At 74.7% G+C, this 27000-nt stretch carries 24 protein-coding genes; 21 read left to right on the top strand and 3 right to left on the bottom strand.

Annotated elements, in window-relative coordinates:
• Positions 1 to 18: 18 nt before the first annotated feature.
• Positions 19 to 1434, bottom strand: coding sequence for a hydrolytic protein (locus tag ACFQ6N_RS12695; RefSeq protein ID WP_380648840.1), 1416 nt, complete (start codon positions 1432 to 1434; stop codon positions 19 to 21).
• A gap of 235 nt (positions 1435 to 1669) precedes the next feature.
• Between ACFQ6N_RS12695 and ACFQ6N_RS12690 the strand changes: the two genes are divergently transcribed.
• Positions 1670 to 2479 (top strand): LuxR C-terminal-related transcriptional regulator, encoded by an 810-nt coding sequence (locus tag ACFQ6N_RS12690; RefSeq protein WP_380648839.1) that lies wholly within the window; start codon positions 1670 to 1672, stop codon positions 2477 to 2479.
• 55 nt (positions 2480 to 2534) lie between these two features.
• Here ACFQ6N_RS12690 and ACFQ6N_RS12685 read toward each other — a convergent pair whose 3' ends face one another.
• Together ACFQ6N_RS12685 and ACFQ6N_RS12680 are read right to left on the bottom strand one after the other, a co-directional pair.
• Entirely contained in the window at positions 2535 to 2735 is a 201-nt protein-coding gene (locus ACFQ6N_RS12685; protein WP_380648837.1) for a DUF397 domain-containing protein, read from the bottom strand.
• Entirely contained in the window at positions 2732 to 3580 is an 849-nt protein-coding gene (locus ACFQ6N_RS12680) for a helix-turn-helix transcriptional regulator (RefSeq protein WP_380648836.1), read from the bottom strand. Before ACFQ6N_RS12680 ends, ACFQ6N_RS12685 begins: the two co-directional genes overlap by 4 nt.
• Before the next feature lie 275 nt (positions 3581 to 3855).
• Here ACFQ6N_RS12680 and ACFQ6N_RS12675 point away from each other — a divergent pair, with 275 nt between their 5' ends.
• From ACFQ6N_RS12675 to ACFQ6N_RS12580, 20 genes are all read left to right on the top strand, one after another.
• On the top strand, positions 3856 to 4224 hold the full coding sequence (locus ACFQ6N_RS12675) for an ATP-binding protein (RefSeq protein WP_380648834.1): 369 nt from the start codon (positions 3856 to 3858) through the stop codon (positions 4222 to 4224).
• Positions 4221 to 4481: a hypothetical protein gene (locus ACFQ6N_RS12670; RefSeq protein ID WP_380648832.1), complete on the top strand. Its 261-nt coding sequence runs from the start codon at positions 4221 to 4223 to the stop codon at positions 4479 to 4481. Before ACFQ6N_RS12675 ends, ACFQ6N_RS12670 begins: the two co-directional genes overlap by 4 nt.
• Positions 4469 to 4627 (top strand): hypothetical protein, encoded by a 159-nt coding sequence (locus ACFQ6N_RS12665; RefSeq protein ID WP_380648831.1) that lies wholly within the window; start codon positions 4469 to 4471, stop codon positions 4625 to 4627. Before ACFQ6N_RS12670 ends, ACFQ6N_RS12665 begins: the two co-directional genes overlap by 13 nt.
• 205 nt (positions 4628 to 4832) lie before the next feature.
• Positions 4833 to 8108, top strand: a complete 3276-nt coding sequence (locus tag ACFQ6N_RS12660; RefSeq protein WP_380648830.1) for a hypothetical protein — start codon at positions 4833 to 4835, stop codon at positions 8106 to 8108.
• The gene (locus tag ACFQ6N_RS12655) at positions 8105 to 8821 is read left to right on the top strand and encodes a DUF4255 domain-containing protein (protein WP_380648829.1); all 717 of its coding nucleotides are present in this window, start codon (positions 8105 to 8107) and stop codon (positions 8819 to 8821) included. The genes ACFQ6N_RS12660 and ACFQ6N_RS12655 overlap by 4 nt, the downstream gene beginning before the upstream one ends.
• Positions 8818 to 10983: an ATP-binding protein gene (locus ACFQ6N_RS12650; RefSeq protein WP_380648828.1), complete on the top strand. Its 2166-nt coding sequence runs from the start codon at positions 8818 to 8820 to the stop codon at positions 10981 to 10983. Before ACFQ6N_RS12655 ends, ACFQ6N_RS12650 begins: the two co-directional genes overlap by 4 nt.
• Before the next feature lie 257 nt (positions 10984 to 11240).
• A complete protein-coding gene (locus tag ACFQ6N_RS12645) occupies positions 11241 to 12779 on the top strand; it encodes a phage tail sheath family protein (RefSeq protein WP_380648827.1) in 1539 nt (512 codons plus the stop codon).
• Between the two features lie 39 nt (positions 12780 to 12818).
• A complete protein-coding gene (locus ACFQ6N_RS12640) occupies positions 12819 to 13259 on the top strand; it encodes a phage tail protein (RefSeq protein ID WP_380648825.1) in 441 nt (146 codons plus the stop codon).
• The gene (locus ACFQ6N_RS12635) at positions 13256 to 13747 is read left to right on the top strand and encodes a hypothetical protein (RefSeq protein ID WP_380648824.1); all 492 of its coding nucleotides are present in this window, start codon (positions 13256 to 13258) and stop codon (positions 13745 to 13747) included. The genes ACFQ6N_RS12640 and ACFQ6N_RS12635 overlap by 4 nt, the downstream gene beginning before the upstream one ends.
• On the top strand, positions 13744 to 13902 hold the full coding sequence (locus tag ACFQ6N_RS12630; RefSeq protein ID WP_360509020.1) for a DUF6760 family protein: 159 nt from the start codon (positions 13744 to 13746) through the stop codon (positions 13900 to 13902). The genes ACFQ6N_RS12635 and ACFQ6N_RS12630 overlap by 4 nt, the downstream gene beginning before the upstream one ends.
• Positions 13903 to 16775: 2873 nt before the next feature.
• Positions 16776 to 17519, top strand: coding sequence for a hypothetical protein (locus tag ACFQ6N_RS12625; RefSeq protein WP_380648823.1), 744 nt, complete (start codon positions 16776 to 16778; stop codon positions 17517 to 17519).
• A gap of 87 nt (positions 17520 to 17606) precedes the next feature.
• Positions 17607 to 18032 (top strand): phage tail protein, encoded by a 426-nt coding sequence (locus tag ACFQ6N_RS12620; protein WP_380648822.1) that lies wholly within the window; start codon positions 17607 to 17609, stop codon positions 18030 to 18032.
• A gap of 92 nt (positions 18033 to 18124) precedes the next feature.
• Positions 18125 to 18847, top strand: coding sequence for a LysM peptidoglycan-binding domain-containing protein (locus tag ACFQ6N_RS12615; protein ID WP_380648821.1), 723 nt, complete (start codon positions 18125 to 18127; stop codon positions 18845 to 18847).
• A complete protein-coding gene (locus ACFQ6N_RS12610; RefSeq protein ID WP_380648820.1) occupies positions 18844 to 20622 on the top strand; it encodes a VgrG-related protein in 1779 nt (592 codons plus the stop codon). The genes ACFQ6N_RS12615 and ACFQ6N_RS12610 overlap by 4 nt, the downstream gene beginning before the upstream one ends.
• A gap of 58 nt (positions 20623 to 20680) precedes the next feature.
• Entirely contained in the window at positions 20681 to 20992 is a 312-nt protein-coding gene (locus ACFQ6N_RS12605) for a PAAR domain-containing protein (protein WP_380648819.1), read from the top strand.
• A 124-nt stretch (positions 20993 to 21116) separates the two neighbouring features.
• Positions 21117 to 21548 carry a GPW/gp25 family protein gene (locus ACFQ6N_RS12600; protein ID WP_380648818.1) on the top strand — a complete coding sequence of 144 codons (432 nt, stop codon included), beginning with the start codon at positions 21117 to 21119 and terminating at the stop codon, positions 21546 to 21548.
• Entirely contained in the window at positions 21548 to 23509 is a 1962-nt protein-coding gene (locus ACFQ6N_RS12595; RefSeq protein WP_380648817.1) for a putative baseplate assembly protein, read from the top strand. Before ACFQ6N_RS12600 ends, ACFQ6N_RS12595 begins: the two co-directional genes overlap by 1 nt.
• Complete coding sequence (locus tag ACFQ6N_RS12590; protein WP_380648816.1) at positions 23506 to 24087, top strand: phage tail protein; 582 nt, start codon at positions 23506 to 23508, stop codon at positions 24085 to 24087. The genes ACFQ6N_RS12595 and ACFQ6N_RS12590 overlap by 4 nt, the downstream gene beginning before the upstream one ends.
• A gap of 546 nt (positions 24088 to 24633) precedes the next feature.
• Positions 24634 to 25407, top strand: a complete 774-nt coding sequence (locus ACFQ6N_RS12585; protein ID WP_380648815.1) for an NADase-type glycan-binding domain-containing protein — start codon at positions 24634 to 24636, stop codon at positions 25405 to 25407.
• Positions 25408 to 25515: 108 nt separating this feature from the next.
• A complete protein-coding gene (locus tag ACFQ6N_RS12580; protein ID WP_380648814.1) occupies positions 25516 to 26505 on the top strand; it encodes a phospholipase in 990 nt (329 codons plus the stop codon).
• The last annotated feature ends 495 nt before the right edge of the window (positions 26506 to 27000 follow it).

The following is a 27000-nucleotide window of genomic DNA, read 5'->3' as shown; positions in this document are numbered from 1 at the left end:
GCCGTCGTGTACGCCGATTCAGTTCCCCTGCCGGATGTCGCTCAGCGTCCCGCTGATGTTGAGGAGTTCGTGGCAGGTGGCCGCCTGCTTGCCCGAGGCCGGGGTGCCCGGCGTCTCACAGGTCACGCTCGCCGTGACCGCCTGGTCCTGCGGGACCTGAATGGGGGTCACCCAGTGGTAGTCCTGGTTGCGGAAGGTCTCCAGGGCGATGGTCGTGATGATCCGGTCCCCGGCCGTGATGGTCAGTAGCCCCTGGTCGCCCTGGAAGTTGGCGGCCACGATGTCCGTGATGTCGAAGACCTTGCCGTGCGGCACCTGGTAGCTGCCCACGGCGGCGGAGGCGCCCGCGGTCTGCACGTCGATCGTGGCGGAGCTCTGTCCTCCCGTGCCCGGCACCGCCAGGCCGCCCGGGCCGGTGCCGCGACCGCCGGCGGTCGGCTGGCCGGTGCCCGGCTTGGTCTGGCCGCCGGGGGTCCCGCCGGAGGACGGCGTCGGGGCGCCGCCCTCGGGGGTCGCGGCGGCCGGGGGCGGGGAGGCGATCTGCTGGGCGACGGCCTTCTCGGCGGCCTGCTTCGCGGAGCTGCGCACCGCCGGACGGACCAGGAGGAACCATGCGAGCAACAGTGCGAGCAGTGCGGCCAGGATGGCGAGCAGCCATTTGGGAAGGATCGGAAGTTGAATGAACTCACCGTCGAGGAGCGGCTTCTGAACTGTCGTCAGAGCGTCGTCCGGGGCGGCTCCGGCCGTGCCGTCCGTCCCCTTGCCGTCCGCGCCCTTCCCCTGGGAACCCTTGCCGTCCGCGCCGCCGGCCGGACCACTGCCGCCCGCGGCCTGCGCCGGGGCCACCGTGGCCTCGAACGGCCAGGAGGCCTGCTTGCCGAACCAGATCAGCTTGCGGGCGCGGGCCTGGAGCCGCATCTCGCCGGACTCGCCGGGTTCGAGGCGCAGCCGCTCCGGGGTGATCCGGAACCGCAGGTCCTCGCCGGCCTGCCCGGGGGTGAGGCCCACCGTGGCGGGCGCGTTCCCGAGGTTGCGCACCGAGGCCCGGTAGCGTCCGCGCAGCCAGCCGCGACGGCGGCGCGGCGCGAGCGCGGCCTGCAACTCCTGGAACGGCGTCACGGTGACGGTCGCCTCCGGGACCGTCACCAGCTCCGGGCGTTCGACCGGCAGCACCCGGATGCCGAGCGGGAACTCGCCGGCCCGCGCGGCGGGCGATCGCGGCGGGGCGAGGCGCACCGTCACCGTCTCGGACGTGCCCGGGAAGAGCGAGATCCGGGCCGGTTCGACCTTCGTCCAGGCGGCGCAGTCGCCGACCACCTCAAGCGAGTACGCCTCGACGATGTCGAGGTCGTTGCGGACCGTCAGAGTCGTGGTGGCCACGCCACCGGGCGCCACCGTCAGTGCGGGCAGGCCGAGTTCGGCGGATGTGGTCATGGTGTGACGGTACGGCGGACGGGCGGCCGCTGGAGAGGCCCGTACGGGCAAGCCGCGGGCACGGCCCTTGCCCGGGAGGACGGACCGGCCCTGCCCGGCGCCGTTCCGGCCCGCCGCGCGCCCCCGCCCCCGCCCCCGCCCCCGCCCCTTGACCCGAGAACCCGGACCACGGCCGGCGCCGCCCCGCGGCAACCGGCCGCCACCCTCACCGGTCCCCTGAAGAATGGAGTAGACGATGACATCGACCGATACGTCCCGCGCCTGCCGTGAGGAAGCCGTCACCACCCGGCGGGCCCAGGTGCCGCCGCAGCCCGGCAGCTCCCGGCTGTCCGGCACCGCCCAGCCGGCCGGCGGCCTCCGGCCGGGCACCGGCGGCATCCGCCCGGCCCGGCCGGGCGTCCCCGCCCACGGGCTCGGCAAGCCGGAGCAGGTGCGGGTGGCCGTGTACGCGGAGGACCTCATCCTGCAGACCGGCGTGGTCCAGCAGCTGCGCCAGCGGCCCGAGGTGGAGCTGCTGGGCGAGGGCGAGGCCGCTCGGGCCGAGGTCTCGCTGCTGGTGGTCGACGCCATGACCGAGACGGTGGCCGAGCACCTGCGCCGGCTCCGGCTGGCCACCTCGGGCGCGATAGGCCTGGTGGTGGGCCACTTCGAGGCCGGCGGGCTGCAGACCATCGTCGAGTGCGGGGTCGCCGCCGTGCTGCGCCGCTCGGAAGCCGACCAGGACCGGCTGGTGCACCTGATCACCGCCCTGGCCAACGGCGAGGGTGTGATGCCGGGGGACCTGCTCGGCGAACTGCTCGACCGGATCGGGATGCTCCAGCGCACCATGCTCGACGGGCGGGGCCTGACCCTGTCGACCCTGACGGCCCGGGAGGCGGAGATGCTGCGGCTGGTCGCCGAGGGCTACGACACGAGTGAGATCGCCACCAAGACCTCCTACTCCGAACGCACCGTCAAGAACGTGCTGCACGAGATCATCACGCGGCTGGGCCTGCGCAACCGGGCGCACGCGGTGGGGTACGCGATGCGGCGGGGGTTGATCTGAAGGACGCGGTGCCTCGCCCGGGCCGGGCGAGGCACCGCGTGGGGCGGGGGAGCGTTCAGAGGAGCCCGAAGTCGAACTCGCCGGTGGCGACGGCGGTGATGAAGGCACCATGGGCCGCGCGGTCGAAGGCCAGGGCCGGGCCGGAAGGGTCCTTCGAGTCGCGGATGTAGGAGATCGGCCCGCCGGGGATGGCAACCTCGACGCAGTTGAAGTCTCCGTTGCTGTAGCTGGACTTCTTGAAAGTCAGCTGGGTCAACTGATCCTTCCTCTCTGTGTGGTGATGAACTCGATCGAGGCATCGACCGGTAGGGCTTCAGCCGTGATCTCCTGGAACTTTGCTCGGTACAACTCGACGTCAGCCGGATCCTCGACCCAACACCCGGCGAGCAGAGCTTCGGCAAACACGACGTCAAGGTCTTTTCGCTGAGGGAAGCCAAGCAGGGCGAATGCGCCGTTCATGCCCGGGTGGAACGCCGCACCCATGGGCATCACCTGGATGTTGACATTTGCCAATCGGCCGAGAGTGAGCAGCTTGTCGAGTTGCGGACCCATGACGTCGGGGCGGTTCGCGAGCGCGCGAAGCGCGGCTTCATGGATGACCGCCCAGACCTGAACCGGGTTCGGGCGCGTGAGGATGGACTGCCGCGCCATGCGGACCTGGACGAGGTCGTCAACCGTGCCGCCCTTCATCGTTCGGAGGCGGTCGATGGCCAGCCGGGCGTATTCGGCAGTCTGGAAGAGGCCTGGGATGAACGCTGACTCGTACGTCTTGTACGTGGTGGCTTCGGCTTCGAGCAGGATCAAGTCGATCGTGGTGGAGTTGATGACATCGCGGTAGCTCAGCCACCAGCCGCGCTTGCTCCCCTCCTTTGCGATGGCGATCAGCCCGGCGCGGTATTCCTCGTTGTCGCACCCGTAGAAATCGAGGAGCTTGTTGACGTCCTCGACCTTGGCTGCTGTATGGGCGGTCTCGATTCGGGTGAGCTTGGCCTGGCTCATCCCGGTCGCCTCCGCCGCCACCTCTGCAGTGAGCCTCTGCTCCTCACGGAGCTTCCGCAGTACGCCTCCGAGCCGCCGTCGGCGAACGGTTGACACGACCATGTGTTTTCCCTCCAGTACTGGCAGTTCGCCAGTCTGCCTGGGCGGGGAGTGCTGTCGCTACCGGCTGCTGGTGGTAAACGGAGGTCGAAGTCAGGTTCGAGTTGCATATATGCGTTTTTCCATGAGTGAGTTGCGCTAGGCGAAGCATGACATGCATGCTGAGTGTAGCGGGTCGGATGCATCGAGTAGGCGTCGATCTGCGGCCTTGCCGTTCCCTTCTGTGCGTTCGCCGGAGCGGCGATGAATGATCCACTTCGCCCCACGGAGGTCTCTTCGTGTTCTCCCTCGAATTCCCCCCTGACTGGTCGGCCGCGCGTGAGGAGTTGCGTGAGGCCACGGCGCGCGCCGGGTGGAAGCCCGAACTGGTCGCCGATGCCGAGGTCGCGCTCCTCGAACTGTTCGTCAATGCCTGGCGCCATGGCGGCAGCATGGCGCCGATCGTCGTCATCGCGCTGATCGACCACGTGCTCCGGGTCTCCGTCAGCGACGAGAGCCCCATCGTCCCGATCCAGCGCGATGGTTCCGACCTCCTGGAGGTCTCCGGCCGGGGCCTGCGCCTCGTGCGCTCCCTCACCGACCGGTTCGGCACGGAGCCCCGGAAGTCGGGGAAGTCCTGCTGGTTCGAGCTGGACTCCGCCGCGTGACCGCCGACCACCGTCGGCCGACCGGGCCGGCCGACGCGATCATGCATACCTACACCGAGCCGGAGGTCGCCTCCCTGCTCGACGAACTCCACGAGCGCGGACGCAAGTTCGGCCTCATCTGGCCCGGTCTGGCCACGGACCACGTGGTCGACGGCCGCGTCTCGGTCCGCTTCGGCGTCGCTCCGGCCAGCACCGTCCTCAACCTCCTCGCGATCCTCCGTCACTACGGCGCGACCGAGGCCCCGTGCGACTCCTGATCGGCCTCGTCGTCCCTCTCCTCCTACTCCTCGCCATCACCGTTGTCGGCCTCGGCGCGGTCGCCGTCCTGCGGATGCCCCGCCGCCCGGACAGCATCTCCACCGCGACCCCCGACCGAGACCGCGACCGCCGGCCGGTGGCCTGAAGCCCCACCCGCCCACGCCGCCCGGCCGGACCCGCCGGGCGGCGTGGGCGTGCGCGAGAAGTCGGCGGAGTCGATCGCTCATTGCAGCCTGCCCTTTGGGGACACCACGTCTTACCCCCGGCTCGGGTGTCCGGGCTCTGCCGTCGTGCGCCCGGGCCGAGGAGACTGCGGGGGAGACCGCCCCTGCCACCCTGTGAGGTCGAGCGTGACCGGCGCCACCGGCACTCCCCGTTCCATCCGGCGTCCGGCCCGTGCCGCCGTCACCGTCCTGGTCGCGCTCGCGACGGCCCTGGTGAGCCTGGGCGCCTCCGCCCCCGGCGGGCAGGGCACGCCCGCGGCCCCGGCCGCCACCGCCGACCCGGCGGCCGGGCGGATCGTGTTCGCCGGCACCGACCACCGCGGCCTCGGCCGGGTCACCGGCGCGGCGTCCAGCACCCCGCTGTCCGGGCCCGGCCCGGTCCACTTCGACCAGGAGCCCTCGGCCCGCGGCGCCGAACTGGTCTTCACCAGCCTGCGGGACGGCCCGCTGCCCCAGGTGTACCTGCGGGACGCGGCCGGCGCGGTGCACCGGCTCACCACCGGCATGGACACCGCGCACCCGGCGCTGGCCCCGGACGGCAAGGGCGTGGTGTTCGAGGCGCTGGAGCCCCGCGACGACGGCAGCACCCGGCACGTCCTGTGGGCCGTCGGCCGGGACGGCGGCGGACTGCGCCGGATCACCGACGGCGCGGCCGACGAGACCCACCCCACGGTGTCGCCCGACGGCAAGTGGATCGCGTACTCCTGTGACGGCGAACCGGCGCACCGGCAGATCTACCTGCGGCCGTTCGGCGGCGGCGCGCCCACCAAGGTCACCGGCGTGACCACCGGGAACGCCGTCGACCCGGTCTGGAACCCGCTGAACGACGACGAGCACCGCAACCAGATCGTCTACACCTGGGACAAGGGCGGCGACCAGGGCCGGACCCTGATGCTCACCTCGCCCACCGGCGGCGACAAGGCCTTCTTCCCCGGCACCGGCTCCACCTGGCAGACCGGCTCCGCCGCCTGGTTGGCCGACGGGACGGGGGTGCTCTTCCTCAGCCCCGACCGGCTCAACCCGGCGGCCCCGATCCAGCGGCCGGAACCGCCGCAGCCGCCGATCGTCAACCTGTACCGGGCGCCGACCTGCTCCTGCACCGACCCCCAACTCCTGTACAGCACCAACCGGTTGATCTCGACACCGGCCTGGCTCGGCAGCCAGTCCGAGGGCGGCCCGGTGGTCGAGCAGACCAGCGCCTCCGCCGCGAACGTCGCCGACCTGCAGGACGTCCGCCCGGACGGCGCCGACCCGCGCGACCTGGGCGTCAGCGTGCTCACCGAGGACCCGGCCGCCGACACCAACACCGACCCCGACCCGGCGGCCGACCCGCTCTTCCACCCCCGCACCGGCTACGACCCGTGGTTCGAGCGGCAGGCCTACACGCCCGACGGCCGGGGGATCGTGGTCACCCGCTACGAGGACTCGCCGGCCGGACGGATCCAGCGGATCTGGCTGACCGACGCCGACGGCGCCGACCCGCACCCGATGAACCTGGCCGGACGCGGCCCGCTCGACCGGGACACCGACCCCTCCTTCTCGCCGGACGGGAAGCGGATCGTGTTCAGCCGCAGCTCCCCGGGCGGCGCCGGGCAGCCCGCGCGGCCGGGGCGGATCCTGGTCGCCGACGTGGCCACGGGCGCGATCCTCGGCACCGTCACCCCGCCGGCCGGCCGGGAGGGCGCCTCCGACGGCGAACCGTTCTGGTCCCCCGACGGAAAGCTGATCGCCTTCTCCCGCACCGAGGTGGTCAACGGCAACGCGGGGAACCTGCACGTCTGGACGGTGCCCGCCGACGACCTCGCCCGGCAGAGCGACCTGAGCCGGACGGTCTGCCCGGGCAGCTGCAACGTCATCGACGACAGCCCGGTGTTCTCGCCCGACGGCCGCCGGATCGCCTTCAACCGCAAGGCCGGTGACGGCGGGAACAACCGGCAGGACGGCGTGCTGGTCACCTCGCCGACCGGCGAGGGCTGCACGGTGGTCCTGCCCGCCGGCCTCGACCGGGACAAGGGCGCCTGCACCCGGCCGCTGCCCGACACCTCCGAGGCCGGGCCGTTCCAGCCCCGCGACGTCGCCTGGACGGCGAACGGCGCGCAGCTGGTGCTCACCTCCCGCCGGGCCCTGCCGCCCAACTCCCCGGAGGGCCTGGCCGTCTACGACTTCGCGGCGCGCACGCTCACCCCGCTCGACCGGCGGATGCCGGGACGCCAGAAGGAACCGGCCGTCCAGCAGTCCGTCGACCTGGCGCTGAGCGCACCGCCCCGGACACCCGCCGTCCCCGTGGACGGCGGCACCGACGTGACGCTCACCGTCACCAACAAGGGCCCCGCGCCCTCGCCCGGCACCGTCCTCACGGCCTCCGTGCCGACCGGCGCCCGGCTCGGCGGGCTGACCACCCCCGTCGGGACGTGCGACGCCGGGGCGCTGCGCTGCGAGCTGGGCACCCTCGCCCCCGGGACGGTGGTCCGGGTGACCGCCCGGCTGATCGGCGCCCGGCCCGGCACCCAGCAGTTCGGCTGGAGCGTCTACGGGACGGTCGTCGACCCCAACCCCGGGGACGACGACGCCTGGACGTTCCTGCCGGTGCTGGACCCGCCGACCCCCCCGCCGACGCCCACCCCGACACCGACCGCCACGCCGTCGCCGACCGCCACCCCGACCCCGAGCCCGACCCCGACGCCGTCCACCAGCCCGCCCGCCACCCCGGCCCCCGCACCGCCGCCCGCACCCGGACCGGCCCCGGCACCCCCGCCGCAGGCGGGCCCCACGGTGGCGGTCGACGCCCAGCCCGACCCCGGCTACGTCGGCGGCCGGGTGACCGTCAGCTACACGGTGCGCAACGGCGGACAGGCCCTCGCGACCGGGCTGCGCATCTCCCTCGGCCTGCCCCCGGGCGTGCCCACCGCGGCCCTGCCCCCGGGCTGCCGGGCCGGCAGCTGCGCGCTCGCCGACCTGGCCCCGGGCCGCAGCCAGGTGATCCGGGTGGTGCTGGCACCGCTCGCGCCGCTGGAGACCACCGTCACCACCGAACTGACCACCACCGGCACCGACGCCGACCCGGGCCCGCACCGGGCGAGCACCCCGCTGCGCGTCGTGCAGCCCCGCATCGTCGCGGTGCCGCCGATCGGCAAGCCCGGCTTCGTGACCTCCGTCCGGGGCGTGGACTTCCCGCCCGGCGTGCCGGTCCGGTTCACCTGGCAGCCCGGCATCACCGCCGCGGCGGCGCCCACCTACCCGCGCGCCGACGGGACCTTCGCCGGCCAGCTGCTGATCCTCCCCAAGGACCAGACCGGCCCGCGGACCATCACCGCCGACGGCCCCGGCTTCTCCCCGGTGACCACCCCCTTCCTGGTGGTCGAGGGCAGCATCGGCCCGCCCGGGGAGGTGGAGCGCCGGTGATCCACGAGGTCGACGAGGCGCTGCGGCTGCTGCTCGCCGAGGCCGGACTGCCCGAGCGCGGCGTCGAGGTGGTCTTCGACGCGCCCACCCGGGACTTCGCCGCCCGGCGCACCGCGCCGACGGTCAGCGTCTTCCTGTACGGGATCCGCGAGGAGACGGGCCGCCGGCAGGCCGGCGCCGTCGCGGAGCACGACGCGGACGGCGTGGTGGTCGGCCACCGGGCCGCACCCCGCTGGTTCGAGCTGGCCTACCTGGTCACCGTCTGGACCAACCGGCCGCAGGACGAGCACCGGCTGCTGGCCGAGGTGCTGCAGTGCCTGACCGCCGTGGACGCGCTGCCCGCCCGGCTGCTCACCGGCACCCTCGCCGGGCTCGGGGCGACCGTCGAGCTCGACATCACGGGCCGCGACACCGGCCTGCCCGCGGTGTCCGACGTCTGGTCCTCGCTCGGCGGGGAACTGCGGCCCTCGATCGATCTCAGGGCGCTCGCCCCGCTGCCCGGCGGGCTCAGCCCGGCCGGGCCGCCGGTCACCGAAGGCCTGGTCGCGCACGTCCGGGACAGCACCCGGGAGGAGACCGCGCCCGCCGACGACCCGGGCCGCAGACTGCGCTACCACGACGGCACGGAGCCCGGACCGAACGCGGACGGCTTCGCCGCGCCCCGGGACCGCGGGCTGCCGCCCGGCCGCCGGGCACGGGGCAGGACGCGATGAGCCCCGACCTCAGGACGGCCGAGGCCCCGGCAGCGGTCGCGGCACCCGTCGTCGTGCCTGCTGCCGCGGGGGCGCAGGCCGACCCCGACCACCTCCGGGACCTGCTCCGGCGGGTCGAGCAGCGGGTCAGGACCGCGGTGCGCGAGCGCCGGGCCGACGACCCGGACCCGGACGACCCCTACCGGGGCCAGTACCTCGCCCCGGAGGGCGCGGAGCGGATCCTGGCGTCCGCCGCCACGGCCTTCCGCGCGGACGGGCCCCCCGAGGCGCTGCCCGCGCCGCCGCCCGGCTCGCGGCTCGCGCGGCTCGTCGAGGCCTTCGGGCTGCTCCCGGTGGACCTGGAACTCCTGCTGGTGGCGCTCGCCCCCGACCTGGACACCCGCTTCGAGCAGCTCTACGGCTACCTCAACGACGATCTGACCCGGCGCCGGGCGACCGTCGGCCTGGCCCTCGACCTGTGCGGGCTGCCGGGGGCGGGGGCCGGCCGGTTCCGGTTCTCCACCCGGGCCCCGCTGGTCGCCGGCGGCCTCCTGGAGGTCGCCGAGCCGGAGCGTCCGCTGCTCTCCCGCACCCTGCGCGTGCCGGACCGGGTGGCCGCCCACCTGCTCGGCGACGACGAGCCGGACGGCGCGCTCGCCGGGCTGGCCCGCCGGGCGGTTCCCGGTCCCTCCGGTCCCTCCAGTCCCCTGGGCACCGACGCGGAGCCCGTCGACCGGGTGCGCGCGGCGGCGGCGGACGGCGGCCTGGTGTACCTGCTGGACCGGGGCGGGCACGCCGGCCCGCAGGCGGTGGCCGCCCTCGCGGCCGACAACCGGCCGCCCCTGGTGGTCGACGCCGCCGCGCTCGCCGCCCGGCCGTCGGCGGGCATCGTACGGGTGCTCGCCCGGGAGGCGCGGCTGGGCGGCGGCGGTGTGGTGCTGGGCGCGCTGGACCGCCTCGAACCCGAACGCCCGGAACGCGCCGCCCTGCTGCGCGACCTGTGCGAACAGCTCGCCGGCGTCCCGCTGGTCGTGTACGGCCCCCAGGTGTGGGACCCGGCCTGGGCGCGGGAGAGCCCGCTGGCCGTCACCGTCCCGCCGCCGGACGCGCGCGGGCGGGCCGAGCGGTGGGCCCGCGCGCTGGCCGCGGCCGGGACACCGGGCGAGGAGCAGGCCGGGGACCCGGCCGAGGAGCTGATCGAGGCGGTCGCCGCCTACCGGGTCGACCAGGAGAAGCTGGAGCGGGCCGCCGCCGTGGCCGCCAGGGCGGCGGCCGTCGAGCGGCGTCCGGTGCGGGCCGAGGACGTGCGGGCCGCCGTGCGGGCGCAGAACGCCGCGGGCCTGGCCCGGCTGGCCCGCCGGATCGAGCCCGCGGTCGGCTGGGACGACCTGGTGCTGCCCGGGCCCACCGCGGCCCGGCTGCGCGAGCTGGTGCTGCGGGCCCGGCACCGCGACCAGGTGCTCGGCAACTGGCGGATGCGGCCGGGCGGCGGCCGGGGCAACGGGGTGATCGCCCTGTTCGCGGGGGAGTCCGGCACCGGGAAGACGATGTCGGCCGAGGTGGTCGCCGCCGAACTCGGCATGGAGCTGTACGTCGTCGACCTGTCCACGGTGGTCGACAAGTACATCGGCGAGACCGAGAAGAACCTGGAGCGCATCTTCACCGAGGCCGCGCAGGTCAACGGCGTCCTGCTGTTCGACGAGGCGGACGCGCTGTTCGGCAAGCGCGCGCAGGTCAAGGACGCCCACGACCGGCACGCCAACGTGGAGACGGCCTACCTGCTCCAGCGCATGGAGTCGTTCGAGGGCATCGCGCTGCTGACGACCAATCTGCGCGCCAACCTCGACGAGGCCTTCACCCGGCGGCTGGACGTCATCGCGGAGTTCCCGCTCCCCGACGCGGCGCAGCGGCGGGTGCTGTGGGACCGCTGCCTGGGGCCGAGGCTGCCCCGGGGCGACGACCTCGACCTGGACTTCTGCGCCGGGCGCTTCGAACTCACCGGCGGCTCCATCCGGGCCTGCGCGGTCTCCGCGGCCTACCTGGCCGCCGGGGCGGGCGCTCCGCTGGGGATGGCGCAACTGGTCTCGGCGGTGGTCGCCGAGTACCGCAAGCTCGGCCGGCTGGTGCTGGAGGGCGAGTTCGGGCCGTGGCTGGGGGTGCTCGGGGACGGCGGGCGCGGCTGACCGGCGGGGCGCGGCGGGTCGGGGGGAGCGGCGGGTCCGGCTTGTTCCGTACATCCGGCTTGCCCGGTGCGTCCGGCCCGTTCCGTACGTCCGGCTTGTCCGGTGCGTCCGGCCCGTTCCGGTTACCCGTGAGTACAGACTGCGCTGCCCGCCGGGGCAGTCGTTCTTGCCCCCGGTCCGGGACCTCGGGACATGTCCTCGACCCGGGCCCGGGCAGCAGACTCGGGGACGACTGACTGGCCACTGAAGGAGCGCGTATGCCGTCGTACCTCACACCGGGCGTGTACGTGGAGGAGGTCCAGTCCGGTGCCCGCCCGATCGAGGGCGTCGGCACGGCCGTCGCCGCGTTCGTCGGCTTCGCCGAGACCGGCCCCTTCCACGAGCCCACCCTGGTGACCAACTGGGACCAGTACGTCCAGCGCTTCGGCGGCTTCACCGAGGGCACCTACCTGGCGCACTCGGTGTACGGCTTCTTCGCCAACGGCGGCGGCTCCGCCTACGTGGTGCGCGTCGGCGACCCGGCCCGGCAGGCCCCCGGAGGCGCCCCCGCCGCCGCGGCGGCCCCGCCCGTCGCGATCGCCGGCTTCCTCTTCTCGGCCCTGCCCGGCGCGGGCGGCGAGGTGTCCGTCGAGGTCACCGACCCGGAGGGGGAGAACGTCCCCGACGACCGGTTCCGCCTGCTGGTCCGCCGCGGTGCCGAGGTGGTGGAGACCTACGACGTCTCGACCCGCAAGAGCACCAAGGGGTACGTCGTCACCCAGCTGCGCGAGTCCAAGCTGGTCGCGGTCGCCGAGCAGCCCGGCACCGCGCCGAGCCGCCCCGAGCGCCGGGCGCACGCCCTCGCCGCCGCCCCCGCCACCGGCCCGGTCTCCGCCCCCGCCGCCCGGCTCGACCCCGCCGAGTACGTCGGCGACTCGGCCGCCCGGACCGGCTTCTCCGGCCTGGAGGCGATCGACGAGATCACCATGGTCGCGGTGCCCGACCTGATGAGCGCCTACCAGCGCGGCGACCTCGACGAGGAGGGTCTGCGGACCGTCCAGCTCGCCGTCATGTCGCACTGCGAGCAGATGGGCGACCGGATCGCCGTCCTGGACCCGCCGCCCGGGCTGAACGCCCAGCGGATGCGCACCTGGCGCAACGAGGAGGCGGGCTTCGACTCCCGCTACGCCGCCCTGTACTACCCATGGATCAAGGTCTTCGACCCGGCGAGCGGCCGCAACGTGATGGTCCCGCCGAGCGGGCACGTCGCCGGGGTGTGGGCGCGCAGCGACGCCGAGCGCGGGGTGCACAAGGCGCCGGCCAACGAGGTCATCCGCGGCGCGGTGGACCTGGAGATCCGCCTCAGCAAGGGCGAGCAGGACCTGCTGAACCCGATCGGGGTCAACTGCGTCCGGGCCTTCCCCGGGCGCGGCATCCGGATCTGGGGCGCGCGCACCCTCTCCTCCGACCCGGCCTGGCGCTACCTCAACGTGCGGCGGCTCTTCAACTACCTGGAGGAGTCCATCCTCCTGGGGACCCAGTGGGTCGTCTTCGAGCCCAACGACGACCGGCTGTGGTCCAGCATCCGCCGGAACATCACCGCCTTCCTCACCGAGGAGTGGCGGCGCGGGGCGCTGTTCGGCCAGACCGCGGCCGAGGCCTTCTACGTCAAGTGCGACCGCGACAACAACCCGCCGGAGTCCATCGACCTCGGACAGGTGATCTGCGAGATCGGGGTCTCACCGGTCAAGCCGGCGGAGTTCGTGGTGTTCCGGCTGTCCCAGTTCTCCGACAGCACGAGCCTGGTCAACGAGTGACCGGCACGGTCGGCACGCATCGGAAGGTGAAAACGGTCCATGGCTGAAGGCGATCCGCTCTCCACACACATCTTCGGCGTCCAACTCGGCGGCTACAACGTCGAGTCCGTCAAGGAGATCAGCAATCTGTCGGTCGACCAGGAGGTCGTCGAGTACAAGCAGGTGACCCAGGAGGGGAAGCTGATCGTCCGCAAGCAGCCGGGTGCCCGGCTGCCCGGCGAGGTGACGATCACCCGCGGCCTCGACAAGAGCGGCGCGTTCACCAACTGGATCAAGGAGACCCTCAACAACGGGGCGATCAACACCGCACGGCAGAACCTCACCATCGAGGTCAAGGACACCACCGGTGCCACCCTGCGGCGGATCCAGCTGACCAACGCCTGGGCCAGCCGCTGGGAGGGCCCCACGCTCACCGCGGGCGAGTCCAGCGCCGCGACCGAGACCGTGACCATCGTGTTCGAGGAGATCAGCGTAGAGTGAGGCGACGGATCGGCCTTGAGGAACTCCTGGAACGGAGCCCGGCCCCGGCCCCGCAGAACACCGCCCCGCAGCAGCAGTCCGCGGGGCCGGCGGGACCTGCCGGGCCCCGGGGGCAGGCGCTGAACACCGAGTTCGAGTTCGAGCTTCCGCTCGGCTACGTCGACGACGAGGGCACCGTCCACCGGTACGGCACCATGCGCCTGGCCACCGCCCGCGACGAGCTGATGCCGCAGATCGACCTGCGGGTCAAGGAGAACCCGGCCTACCTGGGCGTGGTGCTGCTCAGCCACGTCATCACCAGGCTGGGCGAGATCACCGACGTGCACGCCGGCATCGTCGAGCGGATGTACGCCACCGACGTCGCGTTCCTCCAGGACCTCTACCAGCGCGTCAACAGCGAAGGCCACACGCGCGCCGCGGTGACCTGCCCGCACTGCGACGGCGCCTTCGAGGTCGACCTCGCCGGTGGGCGCCTGGGGGAATCGTGACGTACGCGCCTGCTCGGCTGTACGAGGAGATCGCGTACATCGCCTACCACTTCCACTGGCAGCGGGAGGACATCCTCGACCTGACCCACCGTGAGCGCGGGCAGTGGGTGCGCGAGATCGCGCGGATCAACACCCGTGTCAGCGAAGGCGGGTGAGTCGGATGGGGCTGCGGGACTGGATCGGCCGCCGGGCGGCCGGTGGTCGGACGGCCGCCGACCGGACGGCGGGTGAGGCGTCGTCCGCCGGCGCGGTCGGCGGGACCGGCACGGCCGGTTCGGCCGCTCCGGTCGGCGCGGAGGCCGGGGCCGGCGGGGTCGCTTCGCGGCGCCCGGCCCCGGCGGACGGCGGCTGGCGCGCGGTCCGGCCGCTGGTCCCGACCCTGGCCGCGGCGGCACCCGGCGTCAGCGACGGCCTGAGGTTCCGGTCCCGGCTCGCCTCGTGGCAGGACCCCACGCTCAGCGGGCCGCTCGGCCACGCCGTCCTGCCCTCCGCCCCGGCGGGGATCCTGCGGGCGATGGCGAGGCCGATCGCCCCGCCCGCCGACAGCGCGGGCGGGCCCGCGCTCGCCATGCCCTTCGCCGCCGGACCCGGTCCGGGCGAGGCGGAACCGGCGGCGGAGCCGGGGGAGTCGGAGCAGCCGGGCCGGGCCAGGCCCGTCCAGCGGGCCGGCCGGGTGCGGCGGCTCCCTGTCCGCTCGGCGCCGCGAGCGGCCCGGGCGGGCGGGGCCGAGCGGCCCCCCGCCCCGGAGGCCGGCGGCGAGCCCGCCGTCGGCGCCGCGCCGGCGCCCGGTGCGGCAGCGGCAAGCGCCGAACCCCCGCGCCGGAGCGAGGCGAAGGGGCCGTCGCGCCCCGTGCGGCCGCGCCCCGTCGGCGCACCGCTGACCGTGGCCCGGCGTCCCCGGACCGTTCCCACCCGCCCGGTGGCGGTGCTCCCGGGACCCCCGGCCGGTGCGCCGGGTGCCGAGGCCGGTCCGCCGAGCCGCCGTACGGAACCGGTCGACGCCGCTACGCCTTTGTCCGCTGCGCCTTCGGCCGTCGCACCGACGGTGACGGCACCTGGGGCCGCCACCGCGCCCGCGCCCGGCGGGCGGACCGACGGGGTGGTCCAGCGGGCCGCCCTGCCGGGTACCGCCGCGCCCGCCCGGCCGGTCCTCGGCGCGCCCCTGACCGCGCTGCCCGCGAGCGCCGGGCCCGTGGCCGTCTCCGGCCCGCAGTCCTCCGACGGTGGTTCGGGCCTCCCGGCCACGCCGGCCATGCCGGTCGTTCCCACCGGTGCCGGGCCCACCGGTACGGGTTCGGCCAGTTCGGGCTCCGCTGGTACGGGGCCCACCGGTACGGGTTCCACCGGTACTGGTTCCACCGGCGTCGAGCCGTCCGGCCCCGCCGGTACACCGCAGCCCCGGAGCGGGCGCACCGGCACGGCCACCGAACCGGCCGGCCGGACCCCGTCCCGCCCCGCACCGGGGCAGACCGGCGGCACAGCCGTCCAGCGCACGCCGTCCGGGCCCGGGACCTCCCGGTCCACCCCGACGTCGCAGGCCCCCGAACGCAACGGCCCCGCGCACTCCGGCCCTGCGCACTCCGGACCTGCGCACTCCGGCTCCGCTCACCCCGGTCCGTCCACCGCTGCCCGTACGCGCGGAGGGCTGGGCGAACCCCTCGATGCCCTGCCGCCGACAGCGGCGCCGCCGGGCCGCACCGCCCCGCTGCTCGGCGGGCGGGCACCGGTCCGGCGGATCGCGGGTCCGGCGGCAGCCGCCCCTTCGACGGCTGGCCCGACGGCCGGTCCGACGGCCGCGTCGTTGGGCGGGCAGGGCGAGAGCGGGCGGGCTGCCACCGCACCCCCGGCCACCGCACCCCCGACCGACGGAGCGCCGGTCGTGCAGCGTGCGGTCGGACGCCCAGGCTTGCCCTCGTCCGAGTCGACAGCCATGCCCGTACAGCGATCTGACGGAGCGTCGGGCACCGCGAGCAGTCTTTCCGAGAGCGCGTCGGGGACACCTGCCGCCCGGCCGCAGGGCACCACAGGCGGACGGCCGGCAGACCGGTCCGTCCGGACCGGAGGCCCGGGTGCGCCCGCCGCCGGGCCGAGTGTCCAGCGTGCCGCGACCGGTCCCGGCAGCGGCCCGGTCCGGTCAGCGGACGCGGGTACGGGCACGGGCACGCAGCGCACTGCCCCGACGAGCGGGGTGGGTGCCACGCCGATCGCCCCGACGACCGGGACCCGGTCCTCGGGCGCCACGCCCGCCGACGGTGCGACCCCGGTGGTCCCCGTACGGTCGGCGGTCCCGGTACGGCCGGTGGCCGGAGCCCGTGGCGTACAGCGGGCCGTGGCGCTCACCGGGCCCCGGCGTGGGCTGATCGGCGAGCGCCCGATGAGGTCCGTCCTCGCCGCTGCGACGGCGCCGATCGCGACCGCCCCCGGTGCGGGCACCGGCCGCCCGGCGCCCGCACCGCCCGTGGTGCCCGCCGTCTGGCCCCGGGCGATCCAGCCGAGCACCGCCGCCGAACCGGCCGCTGCGCCGTCGGCTGCGGCACCGTCGGCCGCTGCGTCGCGCCCGGGTCCGCAGAATCGCCGGTCGCCGGGCACCCGGTTCGGTCCGGCGGCGTCCGGTGCCCCGGGCGCCGCGCCGACGCCGGGCGACTCCTCCGGCTCGGGCGCGGCACGCGGGTTCGCGGGCGTGCTGCAACGTGCGCGCAGGCGTGGCGGGTCGGAGCCGGGCGGCGGCCGGACGGCGGCCGACCGCCCGTCCGCGCCGGGCAACCCGGCGGCGCCGACTGCCGCCTCGGGCACTGCCGTTCCGGGCGCGCCGTCCGGTGCCGGTGCCGGCGTGGTGCGCGGCGCTGTGGGTGCGCTGCGGCGTACGACCGGGCGGCGTAGGGACGTGCAGCGGACGGCGGGGCAGGAGCACCCGCAGCGGGGCCCGGTGCCGTCCGGGTCCACCCCGGTAGTGGCCGGTCCGTCAGGCCCGCCGCGCGCTGCCGCGCCCGGCGGCGTTCGTGCGGCGGCGCCCGGTGCGGTCGGGCCGGTGTCAACCGTGGTGCGGCAGAAGCAGGGTGGCGCCTCGGGCACGGTCCACCCGGCGCCGCAAGGCCAGACCTCGCAGGGCCAGGCCCCGCAAAGCCAGGCCCCGCAGGGCCCGGCCCTGCAACGCTCCGTCCCCCCGGCCGCCGTGGCGCCCGCCCGGCGCGCGCCCGTGGTCCGGCTCGCGCCCGTGTCCGCCCCGACGCTCCAGCGCCTCCCGGCCACGACCCGGGCGCCCCAGCCGTCCCCGATGCAGTTGTCCCCGGCGCAACCGTCCTCGCTGCTGCCGTCCCCGGTGCGGCTCTCCCCGGCCCAACCGTCCTCCGTGCAGCGCTTGTTGACGCAGTCGTCCCCGGTGAGCCCGTCCCCGGCCCGGCCGGGCCCGGCGGGCGCGGCGCCGTCCGGACGGTCCGTACCGGCCGGGCCCGCGCTGTCGTCGCCCGGTACGGCCGCGGTGCTGCAGCGGGTGGCCGAGCAGGCGGGCCTGGTCGGGGTGCCGTTGACCGCCGTACCGGCCCGTACGCCGACCACCACGGTGCAGGCCGCCCCGCCGGCCGCCTCGTCCTCCCGCCCCGCCGCGGCGGCTGCCGGGAACGCCGGCGGACCACCGGCCGAGACCGGCGGCCACGGGTTCTCCGACCTCGACGAACTGGCCCGGCGGCTGGTCGAGCCGGTCGGGCGGCTGCTGCGCACCGAGCTGCGCAGGGGGAGGGAGCGCGGTGGGCGACCGTACGACACGCGCCGCTGAGCGCGGACCGGCGGGACGGCCGACCGGTGGCCGCGGTGATGTTACCGGAAGCAGCAGACAGCAAGCGGAAGTCAGGATGCGGAACCGATGACCGACAACATCTTCGCGACGAGCGTGTTCTTCAGCCTGACCATCGGCGGAAACGACCTGGGCGAGTTCACCACCTGCTCGGGGCTCGGCGCCCAGGTCGAGATCGAGCAGTACGCGGAGGGCGGCAACAACGGCTTCGCCTGGCAGCTGCCGGGCCGCATCACCTGGACGAACATCACGCTGACCCGCGCGGTCACCGCGGACACCACCAAGATCGCGCGCTGGCTGGGCGAGATCGTCCGGAAGGTCGAACCGAAGGACGGGGAGATCGTGGCGCTGCGGCCCGATCTGAGCCGGATCGTCGGCTGGCAGGTGCTCGGGATCGTCCCGGTGCGCTGGGAGGGGCCGTCCTTCGACCCCTCCAGCTCCCAGGCCGCGATGGAGACCCTGGAGATCGCCCACGCGGGCCTGCGCCCGTTCTGACGCGGCCCCTCCTGACGCCACTCCACCCCGCCACTCCACCCCGCCGCCCCACCCGACCCCAGCCGGACCCACCCACCGTGAGGAGCACCAGGATGTCCGCAGCGGTCCCCGCGAGCGTCACCCGGGCCCAACTGACCATCATGGAGCCCCCGTCCACGGTCGGTGCGCAGCCCGGCGGGGCGATCGCGCGCCTGCCGCTCCAGTTCAACCCGGCGACCCTGGTGCTGCGCAAGACCACCGAGTGGCGGCGTACGCCGTCCCGGATGGCGGGGGAGTCCGCGCTGCCGGAGTTCGTCGGCAGCGGGCCGCGCTCGCTCTCCCTCGACGTGTTCCTGGACTCGACCGCGACCCACGACAACTCGGTGGAGCGGGCGGTGGAGCAGCTGATGACGGCCTGCGTGCCCACCCCGACCAGCCTGGCGCGCAAGACGCCGGCCAGCCCGTGGATCCGGCTGGACTGGGGCACCCTGAAGACGACGTCGTTCAACGGCGTGCTGACCGGCCTCTCGGTCACCTACACGCTGTTCGACGTCGACGGCAATCCGCTGCGGGCGGTCTGCTCGCTCACCATCGACGAGGCCAGCGTCGACCCGGCCGGCCAGAACCCGACCTCCGGTTCGCCGGAGGCCCGCAGTACCCACCGGGTGATCGCGGGCGACAGCCTGCCGCTGCTCGCCTGGCGCGCGTACGGGGACGCGACGGCCTGGCGCACCATCGCGGAGGCCAATGACATCGACGATCCGCTGGCGCTGGTGCCCGGCGAGGAGCTGATCGTGCCGGGTATCGACGAACTCACCCAGGGCGGTGTGCGATGACCACTCCCGAGGCCCGTGGGGGCCGTTCCTTCGCCGCGGATCCCGTCGTCGAGGCGCCGGGCCCGCTGCCGCCGGCGTGGGCGGCCCAACTGGTCTCCTGCGACATCGAGGAGAGCGTCGGCCTGCCCGACACGGCGGTGCTGTCGTTCCGGGACGGGAACCACGCCTTCCTGGCCGCGACCGGGATCACCATCGGCACCCAGCTGCGGGTGTCCGTGGTCACCGTGCAGGGGCACACCCGGGCGCGGCTGTTCACCGGCGAGGTGACCGCGCTGGAGCTGGAGGTGGACACCACGGGCTCGTACACGGTGGTGCGGGCGGCGGCGGTCACCCACCGCCTGATGCGCGGGCGCCGGGTGAAGGCCTTCCGCAACATGACGACCGCCGACATCGTGCGCGAGGTCGCCGCGGGCGCGGGCCTGTCCTGCGGCCGGATCGACTCCTTCCCGGTCGTCCACCAGCAGCTGTCCCAGGCGAACGTCCCGGACTGGGAGTTCCTCCAGTTCCTGGCGCAGGAGAGCGGCGCGCAGGTGCGCGTCGACGACGACGGGCGGCTGGAGTTCGTCCGGCCCGAGCCCGCGTCCGGCGCGCCGGCCCCGTCGACCCCGGCGCCGCAGAACCCGCTGGTCCTGGAGTACGGCCGCAACCTGCTGGAGCTGCGCGGTGTGCTGACCGGCGCCGGCGGAGCGGACACGGTCGAGGCGCGCGGCTGGAACGTCACCACCAAGCGGGCCCTGGTCGCCACCGAGCCGTCGGTGGCCTCCCGGACGGTGCTGCCGGGGATGAGCCCCTCTGCGGTGAGCGCCGCCTTCCCCGGCCCGGCCCGGCTGACCGTCGCCGACACCCCGTACCGCACGCAGGCCGAGACGGCCGCCGCGGCCCGGTCGCTGGCCGCCTCGGTGGCCGCCGGCTTCGGCGAACTGGAGGCGGTCGTCGAGGGCAACCCGCGGCTGCGGGCGGGCACCGCGGTCGCCCTGGGGAACGTCGGCGCCGCCTTCTCCGGCCGCTACACCGCCACCGGGGTGCGCCACCTCCTCGAACCGTTCCGCGGCTACCGGACCACCGTGGTGGTCAGCGCCGCGCCCGACCGCTCCCTGGCCGGGCTGGTCACCGGCGGCAACGCGCCGCCGCGCGGGCCGCGGATGCCGGGCCTGGCCGTCGCCGTGGTCACCGACGTCCGGGAGCCGGGCGACGGGCAGCGCGGCTGGGTCAAGCTCACCTTCCCCTGGCTGGACGACACCTACGTCTCCGACTGGGTGCGCACCGTGCAGTGGGGCGGCCACGGCGGCGGCGGGGTGGTCAGCCCCGAGGTCAACGACGAGGTGCTGGTCGGCTTCGAGCAGGGCGACCTGGACAGCCCCTACGTGCTGGGCGGCCTCTACAACGGCGTGGACCGGCCCTCGCCGCACGACGTGCCGCTGGTCGACGCGGCCGCCGGCAAGGTCAACCGCCGCTCCGTGGTGTCCCGTTCGGGCCACCGCCTGGAGCTGCTGGACGTGCCGGGCGGCGCCTCCGGCGTCCGGCTGGCCAGCGGCGACAAGAAGCTGGAGGTCAAGCTGGACCAGCAGAGCGGGGAGATCGTCCTGACCGTCCACGGCGCGGGCGGCGCGGCGGGGAGCACGGTGCGCCTCTCCTCCTCCGGCATCACCCTCGACGCGGGCACCGGCGAGGTCGACATCCGCGGCGCCTCGGTGACCGTCCGGGGCACGACCGCGGTCACCGTGGACGGCGGCGTCGAGGCGGTGCTCAAGGGCACGCTCGTCCGCATCAACTGACGAAACACCGTTGACGACACGTCAATCGACCGAGCACCGACCGCATTGGAGACCGCACATGCCCCCCGCAGCCCGGACCGGTGACCTCACCGACCACGGCGGCGCCCTCACCACCCCGCCGCCGGGCGCCCTCAAGGTGGCGACCGTGCTGATCGGCGGCCGGCCCGCCGCGGTGGTCGGCACCATCCATGCCTGCGTCCCGCACGTGGAGATGGGCCCCGCCAACCTGGTCGAGCCCGGCGCGGGCACGGCGACCAGGGGAGTGGTCCTGATCGGCGGCCTCCCCGCCGCCCGCATGGGCGACAAGACGACCTGCGGCGCCACTATCACGAGCGGCGCCTTCACCGTGCTGATCGGAGGCGCCGTATGACCGGGCGGAGCACGGCGGCCGTCCAGGCCGCGCCCGTCACCGTATCCACCCCGGCCGCCCCGGCCGCTCTCGCGGCTCCGGCCACTCGGGCCGTGGGCCGCGTCCGGACCACGGCGGGGTGCGCATGAGCGGCGGCTTCATCGGCCGGGGCTGGGCCTTCCCGCTGCGGGTCAACGCCACCGGCGGCATCGGCATGGTCGACCGGGACCGGGAGATCGCCGAAGCCATCCGGCTGATCCTCGGCACCGCCCCCGGCGAGCGCCCGATGCGGCCCGAATTCGGCTGCGGCATCCACGAGTACGTCTTCGCCCCGGGCGACGGCACCACCGCCGGGCGGATCGCCCGCGAGGTGCGCATCGCCCTGGAACGCTGGGAGCCGAGGATCGAGGTCGACGACGTGGCGATCGCCTTCGACGCCGTCGACGAGGGCACGCTCTACATCGACGTCCGCTACACCGTGCGCGCCACCAACGACCGCCGCAACCTGGTCTTCCCCTTCTACACCATCCCCGAGCACCCGGACCCGGCGGCCGCGGCGGACGGGGGCGAGAGCTGATGGCACTGCCCTCCCCGAACCTGGACGACCGGCGCTTCCAGCAGCTCGTCGACGAGGCCAAGCGCTACGTCCAGCAGCGCGCCCCGGAATGGACCGACCACAACGTCTCCGACCCGGGCGTCACCCTCATCGAGACCTTCGCCTACCTGGTCGACCAACTGCTCTACCGGCTCAACCGGGTGCCGGAGAAGAACTACTCCGCCTTCCTCGACCTGCTCGGCATCCGGCTCTTCCCGCCCGCCGCCGCCCGGGCCGAGGTCGACTTCTGGCTCTCGGCCCCGCAGCCCGAGACGGTCCTGCTGCGGGCCGGCACCGAGGTCTCCACGCTGCGCACCGAGACCGACGAGGCCGTGGTCTTCTCCACCGCCGAGGACCTCCCGATCGTCCCCAGCTCCCTGGACCGGCTGGTCACCCTGCACGCCACCGGCGAGCAGTCCGACCGGACGGCCCGGCTGGCCGACGGCGCCGACGTGCCGTGCTTCCAGGCGCGCCCGGCCGCCGGGGACGCCATGCTCTTCGCCCTGCCGGCGGTGGTGCCGCACTGCATCCTCGTCGTCCGGCTGGACAGCCGGGTGGAGGGCGTCGGCGTCGACCCGCGCCAGCCGCCGCTGGCCTGGGAGGTGTGGGACGGCGCCCGCTGGACCGCCTGCGAGACCGGCACCGACACCACCGGCGGCCTCAACCGGCCCGGCGAGGTCGTGGTGTTCGTCCCGGCCGGGCACACCGCGTCGGTGGTCGCCGGACGGCGGGCCGGCTGGCTGCGCTGCCGGGTCACCGAGCCGCGGCCGGGCCAGCCGTTCTACTCCGAGTCCCCCACCATCCGCCGGGCCGAGGTCTTCACGGTCGGCGGCACCGCGACCGTCTCCCACGCGCAGACCGTCACCGACGCTCCGCTCGGCGCCTCGGAAGGCGTCGCGGGCCAGCGCTTCCGGCTCGCCAGGCCGCCGGTGCTGCTCGACGGCGAACCGCCGGTGGTCGAGGTCGCGGCCGGCGAGGGCTGGGAACGGTGGACGGTCGTCGAGCACTTCGGCGACTCCGCGCCTGCCGACCGGCATGTGGTGCTCGACGCGACCACCGGCGAGTTCCTCCTCCCGCCCGCCGTCCGGGAGCCCGACGGCACTCTGCGCGCCTTCGGCGCCGTGCCGCCCAAGGGCGCCCGGCTGCGCGTCCCGCGCTACCGCACCGGCGGCGGGACCGCCGGCAACGTCGCCCGCAGCACCATCACGGTGCTGCGCAGCTCAGTCCCCTACATCGCCCGGGTGGACAACCGGGAGGCGGCCAGGGGAGGAGTCGACGGCGAGACCGTCGACAACGCCAAGACGCGCGCCCCGCACCAGCTGCGGCTCCAGGAACGCGCCGTCACCGCCGGGGACTTCGAGCTGATCGCCCGGCAGGCCGCACCGTCCGCCGCCCGGATCAGCTGCGTGCCGGCCGGCGGCGGCGAAGCCGGGACGGTCCGGGTGCTGCTGGTCCCCGACGCGGTCGCGGACGACGGCGACCGGCTGCGCTTCGAGCAGCTGATCCCGGACGACCAGGTGCTCGCCGCCGTCGCGACGGCCCTCGACGAGCGGCGGCTGATCGGCACCCGCGTCGTCGTGCAGCCCCCCGCCTACCAGGGCGTGACGGTGGTCGCCCGGCTCACCACCCGCGCCACCGACCCCGACCGGGTCCGGGAGGAGGCGCTCGCCGCGCTGTACCGCCACCTCAACCCGCTGCGCGGCGGCGCCGACGGCACCGGCTGGCCGTTCGGCCGGGCGGTCCAGTACGGGGAGGTGTTCGCCGCGCTCCAACAGGTGTCCGCCGTCGCGGGCGTCGAGGAACTGCGACTGTTCCCGGCCGACCCGATCACCGGCCGCCGGGGCGCGCCCGCCGAACGGGTCGAGGTCCCGCCGGACGCCCTGGTCTTCTCCCACCAGCACCAGGTCGTGGTCACCGCCGTCGCCGAGGGCGGGCCGTCGTGAACCGGGCCGCGGTGCCCGGCCTGCCCAGCCCGTACCCGATCGGCGAACTGCTGCCCGCGCTCTTCGCCGACGACGACTTCGCCCAGCGGTTCACCGCCGGCCTGGACACCGTCCTGGCCCCGGTCTTCGCCACCCTGGACAACCTGCCCGCCTACTTCCGGCCCCGCCTCGCACCGGCCGACTTCCTCGACTGGCTGGCGTCCTGGGTCGCGGTCGAGACGGACCCGGCCTGGCCGCTGGAGGTGCGCCGCGCGGTGGTCGAACGCGCGGTGGAACTCCACCGGTGGCGCGGCACCCGGCGCGGACTCGCCGAACGGCTGCGGCTGGTGCTCGGCGCCGGCGTCGAGATCGTGGACGGCGGCGGCGCCACCTGGACCACCGACCCGGGCCCCGTCCCGTCGGCCGCGCCGAGCGGCGAGGTGCTGATCCGGGTCTGGCCCCTGTACGGACCGGCGCCGGACGAGGGCCGGGTGCTGTCCGTCGTACGGGCGGGCTTCCCGGTCCACCTGACCTGCCGGGTGGAGATCCTGCCCGGCCCACCCCATCCCCCCGGCCCAGCCGGGCGAGCGGAGGACTGACGGATGCCGGTGTGCCCCGACTGCGGAACGGTCAACGGGGAGGGGGACGACTTCTGCGGCAACTGCGGGGCCTACCTGGGGTGGTCGCGCGGTGGCGCCGCAGGGGCGACGCCGACGGCCGGGCCTGCGGCTCCTGCGGCTCCTGCGGCGCCGCCGGCCGGCCCGGCGGCTGCGCCGACGCCCGCGCCCGCGCAGGCGGAGCCCGCCGCGCCTGGCACGGCCGCCGTGCCTGCCGCTCCCGCCGTGCCCGCTGCTCCTGCCGGAACCGCGGTGCCCGCTGTGCCCGCCGGACCGGCCGAGCCGGGGACGGCGCGGACCGGGTCCACGTGGCGAAGCGTGTCGCGACGGGTGACGGGCGGCAGGCGGGAACCGGCCCCGTCCGCACCCAGCGCACCGGCTGCCCCGGCCGCCGAGACGCCGACCCCGTCCGTCGAGGAGCCACCCGCGCCTGCCCCCGTTGCTCCCGCGTCCGCTCCTCCTTCTTCTCCTCCCGTCGCCGTTCCCGAACCGCGGACCGAGCCGAAGACCGAGCCGAAGACCGATCCGGTGGCCGTCCAGCCGGCCAGGCCCGTCGCACCGCGCCCCGTCGTCCGGGCGTCCGCCGCCGAGGAGACGCCGGACGGTCCGCCCTGCCCCCGCTGCGGCACGCCCAACCTGCCCGAGCGGAGGTTCTGCCGCCGCTGCGCGGCCCCGCTGACCGTGACGGCGGCCCCGCCGAAGCTGCCCTGGTGGCGCACCCGCTGGCCGTTCCGGCGCCGGGTGCGGATCGGCGGCTCGGGCAACGCGCTGCGCCGCACCATCGCGGTGCTGGCGCTGGTGGCCGTGGTGGTGGCGGGGTTCCTGCTGTACCCGGCCGGCCGGAACGTCTACGAGGACGTGCTGGACAAGATCGGCAGCACCGCGCCGATCACCCCCGCCACGACCACGGCGAGCGCCGCCCTGGAGGGCCACCCGGCTTCGGCGGCCGACGACGGCCTGACCAACACCTACTGGGGGGCGCCCGCGATCGGTGACTCGGTCACCTTCGACTTCCGGACCCCTTTCCGGCTGGTGGACCTGATCATCCACACCGGCGGCTCGGCGGATCCGCAGCAGTTCCAGCAGCAGGCCCGCCCCCTGGTCCTGTCCCTGGAGGTCACGGCAGCGGACGGTGAGCAGCACCGGAAGCAGATCACGCTGAACGACCAGCCGGGGCCGCAGACCGTGGCGACCGGGATCAGCGACGTCGTGCAGGTGAAGCTCACCGTCCGCGAGGCCGCCGGGACCGGTCCCGGCCGGGCCATCGCCCTGGCGGAGGTGGAATTCTTCAAACGCGCCTGAGCCTGCCGTAGGAAGCTGTCCGTTTATCGCCTGTCTACTGTGCGTCAACGCACCATCGGTGAAATAGTCATGTCCACCTCAGGGCATCGACCAGAAGGAGAACCTTCCTTGACCACTCACCTCAGGCGCGGCGCGGGCTCGCGGATGCTGCCGGCGCTCGCGGCGACCGTGTGCGGGATCATCGGCGCCACCGCACTCGGCACGACCCCGGCGGCAGCGGCCGACACCCGGCAGGCGATCTACGCGATCGCGCACCGGGTCGACACCGTGGACGGGGTGGACGCCGCGCTCAAGCACGGCGCCAACGGCATCGAGATCGACGTCTGCGCCTGGTGGAACCCGAACGAATGGCGCGCCTACCACGACTGTTCCTCGGCCGGGGAGAACCGGCTGGGCCCCAGCTTCGACAGCATGATCGACCGCATCCTCTCCAACGCCAACGCGGGCCGTCGGCTGTCGCTGGTCTGGCTGGACATCAAGGACCCGAACTACTGCGGGGAGGAGCCCAACCGCACGTGCAGCGTCGCCGGGCTGCGCGACAAGGCGCAGCGGCTGACGGCCGCCGGGATCCAGGTGCTCTACGGCTTCTACGAGTACCACGGCGGCAACACGCCCGACGTCGGCGGCCGGGGCTGGAAGAGCCTGGAGGGCAAGCTCGGCCCCCTGGAGGGCATCACGACGACCGGGACCCGCGACCAGGCCCGCGCCGCCTTCGACAAGTCCGGCAACGGCTTCCCGACCGGACACCGGGCGATGGACTACGGCGACAGCGACATCACCAAGGGATTCGGCAACTGCACGGAGGCCGGCTACAACACGTGCGCCGAACTGAAGAAGGGGGCGGCGGACCGGGCGAACGGCCGGCTCGCGGCCACGCTGTCCTGGACGACCACCTACAACGACCCCTGGTACGTCGACAAGTTGCTCGGTGACGCGCGGGTGGACGGCATCATCGCGGGCTACGGGGCCTTCACCGGCGTGCGGGAGTACGACGACAGCTGGCAGTGCGCCAATGCCGTCACCCTCGTCCGTGACTGGGTGAACCGCCACGGCTCCACCCACCGCATGGCCACCAGCGGTGACCGCCTCTTCCACTGACGGGGGACTCGGGCCTGACAGGGGACTCGGGCCGCATCCGGCGGACGGCGCAGGCCGGATGCGGCCCGGACCGGGGCATTTGTTCTCGGGCGCGGAGTGGGAGTACTGTCTACCAGTCGCTCGGCTGGGAGCACCGGACACGCATCTGCGCGGACGGTCCCGGAGCGGCCAATCCCTGAAACACCACATTCCGGTTCAGCCCGGCCTTCCTGTCATGTGCAGGTGCGGCTCGACGCTTTATTTGGCATGTTCGTTTTATCGGATTGCGGTCGATTCGCTTTTCGGAGTGAGGGTCGGCTAGAGTTTGAAACGTCGGACAGGGTGTCAAGCCCCGGAAGACACCGGCGAGTCGAATGAATGAAGCCCCGGAAACGGCGCGGAAAGCATCTGATAAGCTGGGAACACGAAAGAACGAAGCCCGGAGGGTCCGCTGGAAGGCGGTCCGAAGGAAGCGTCCGTTCCTTGAGAACTCAACAGCGTGCCAAAAGTCAACGC

Origin of the sequence: Kitasatospora sp. NPDC056446 (assembly GCF_042796115.1) — a bacterium.
In the GTDB taxonomy this organism is placed as follows: Bacteria; Actinomycetota; Actinomycetes; order Streptomycetales; family Streptomycetaceae; genus Kitasatospora.
Note: the sequence above shows the minus strand (reverse complement) of the source record. Positions and strands in the feature narration are given on the sequence as shown.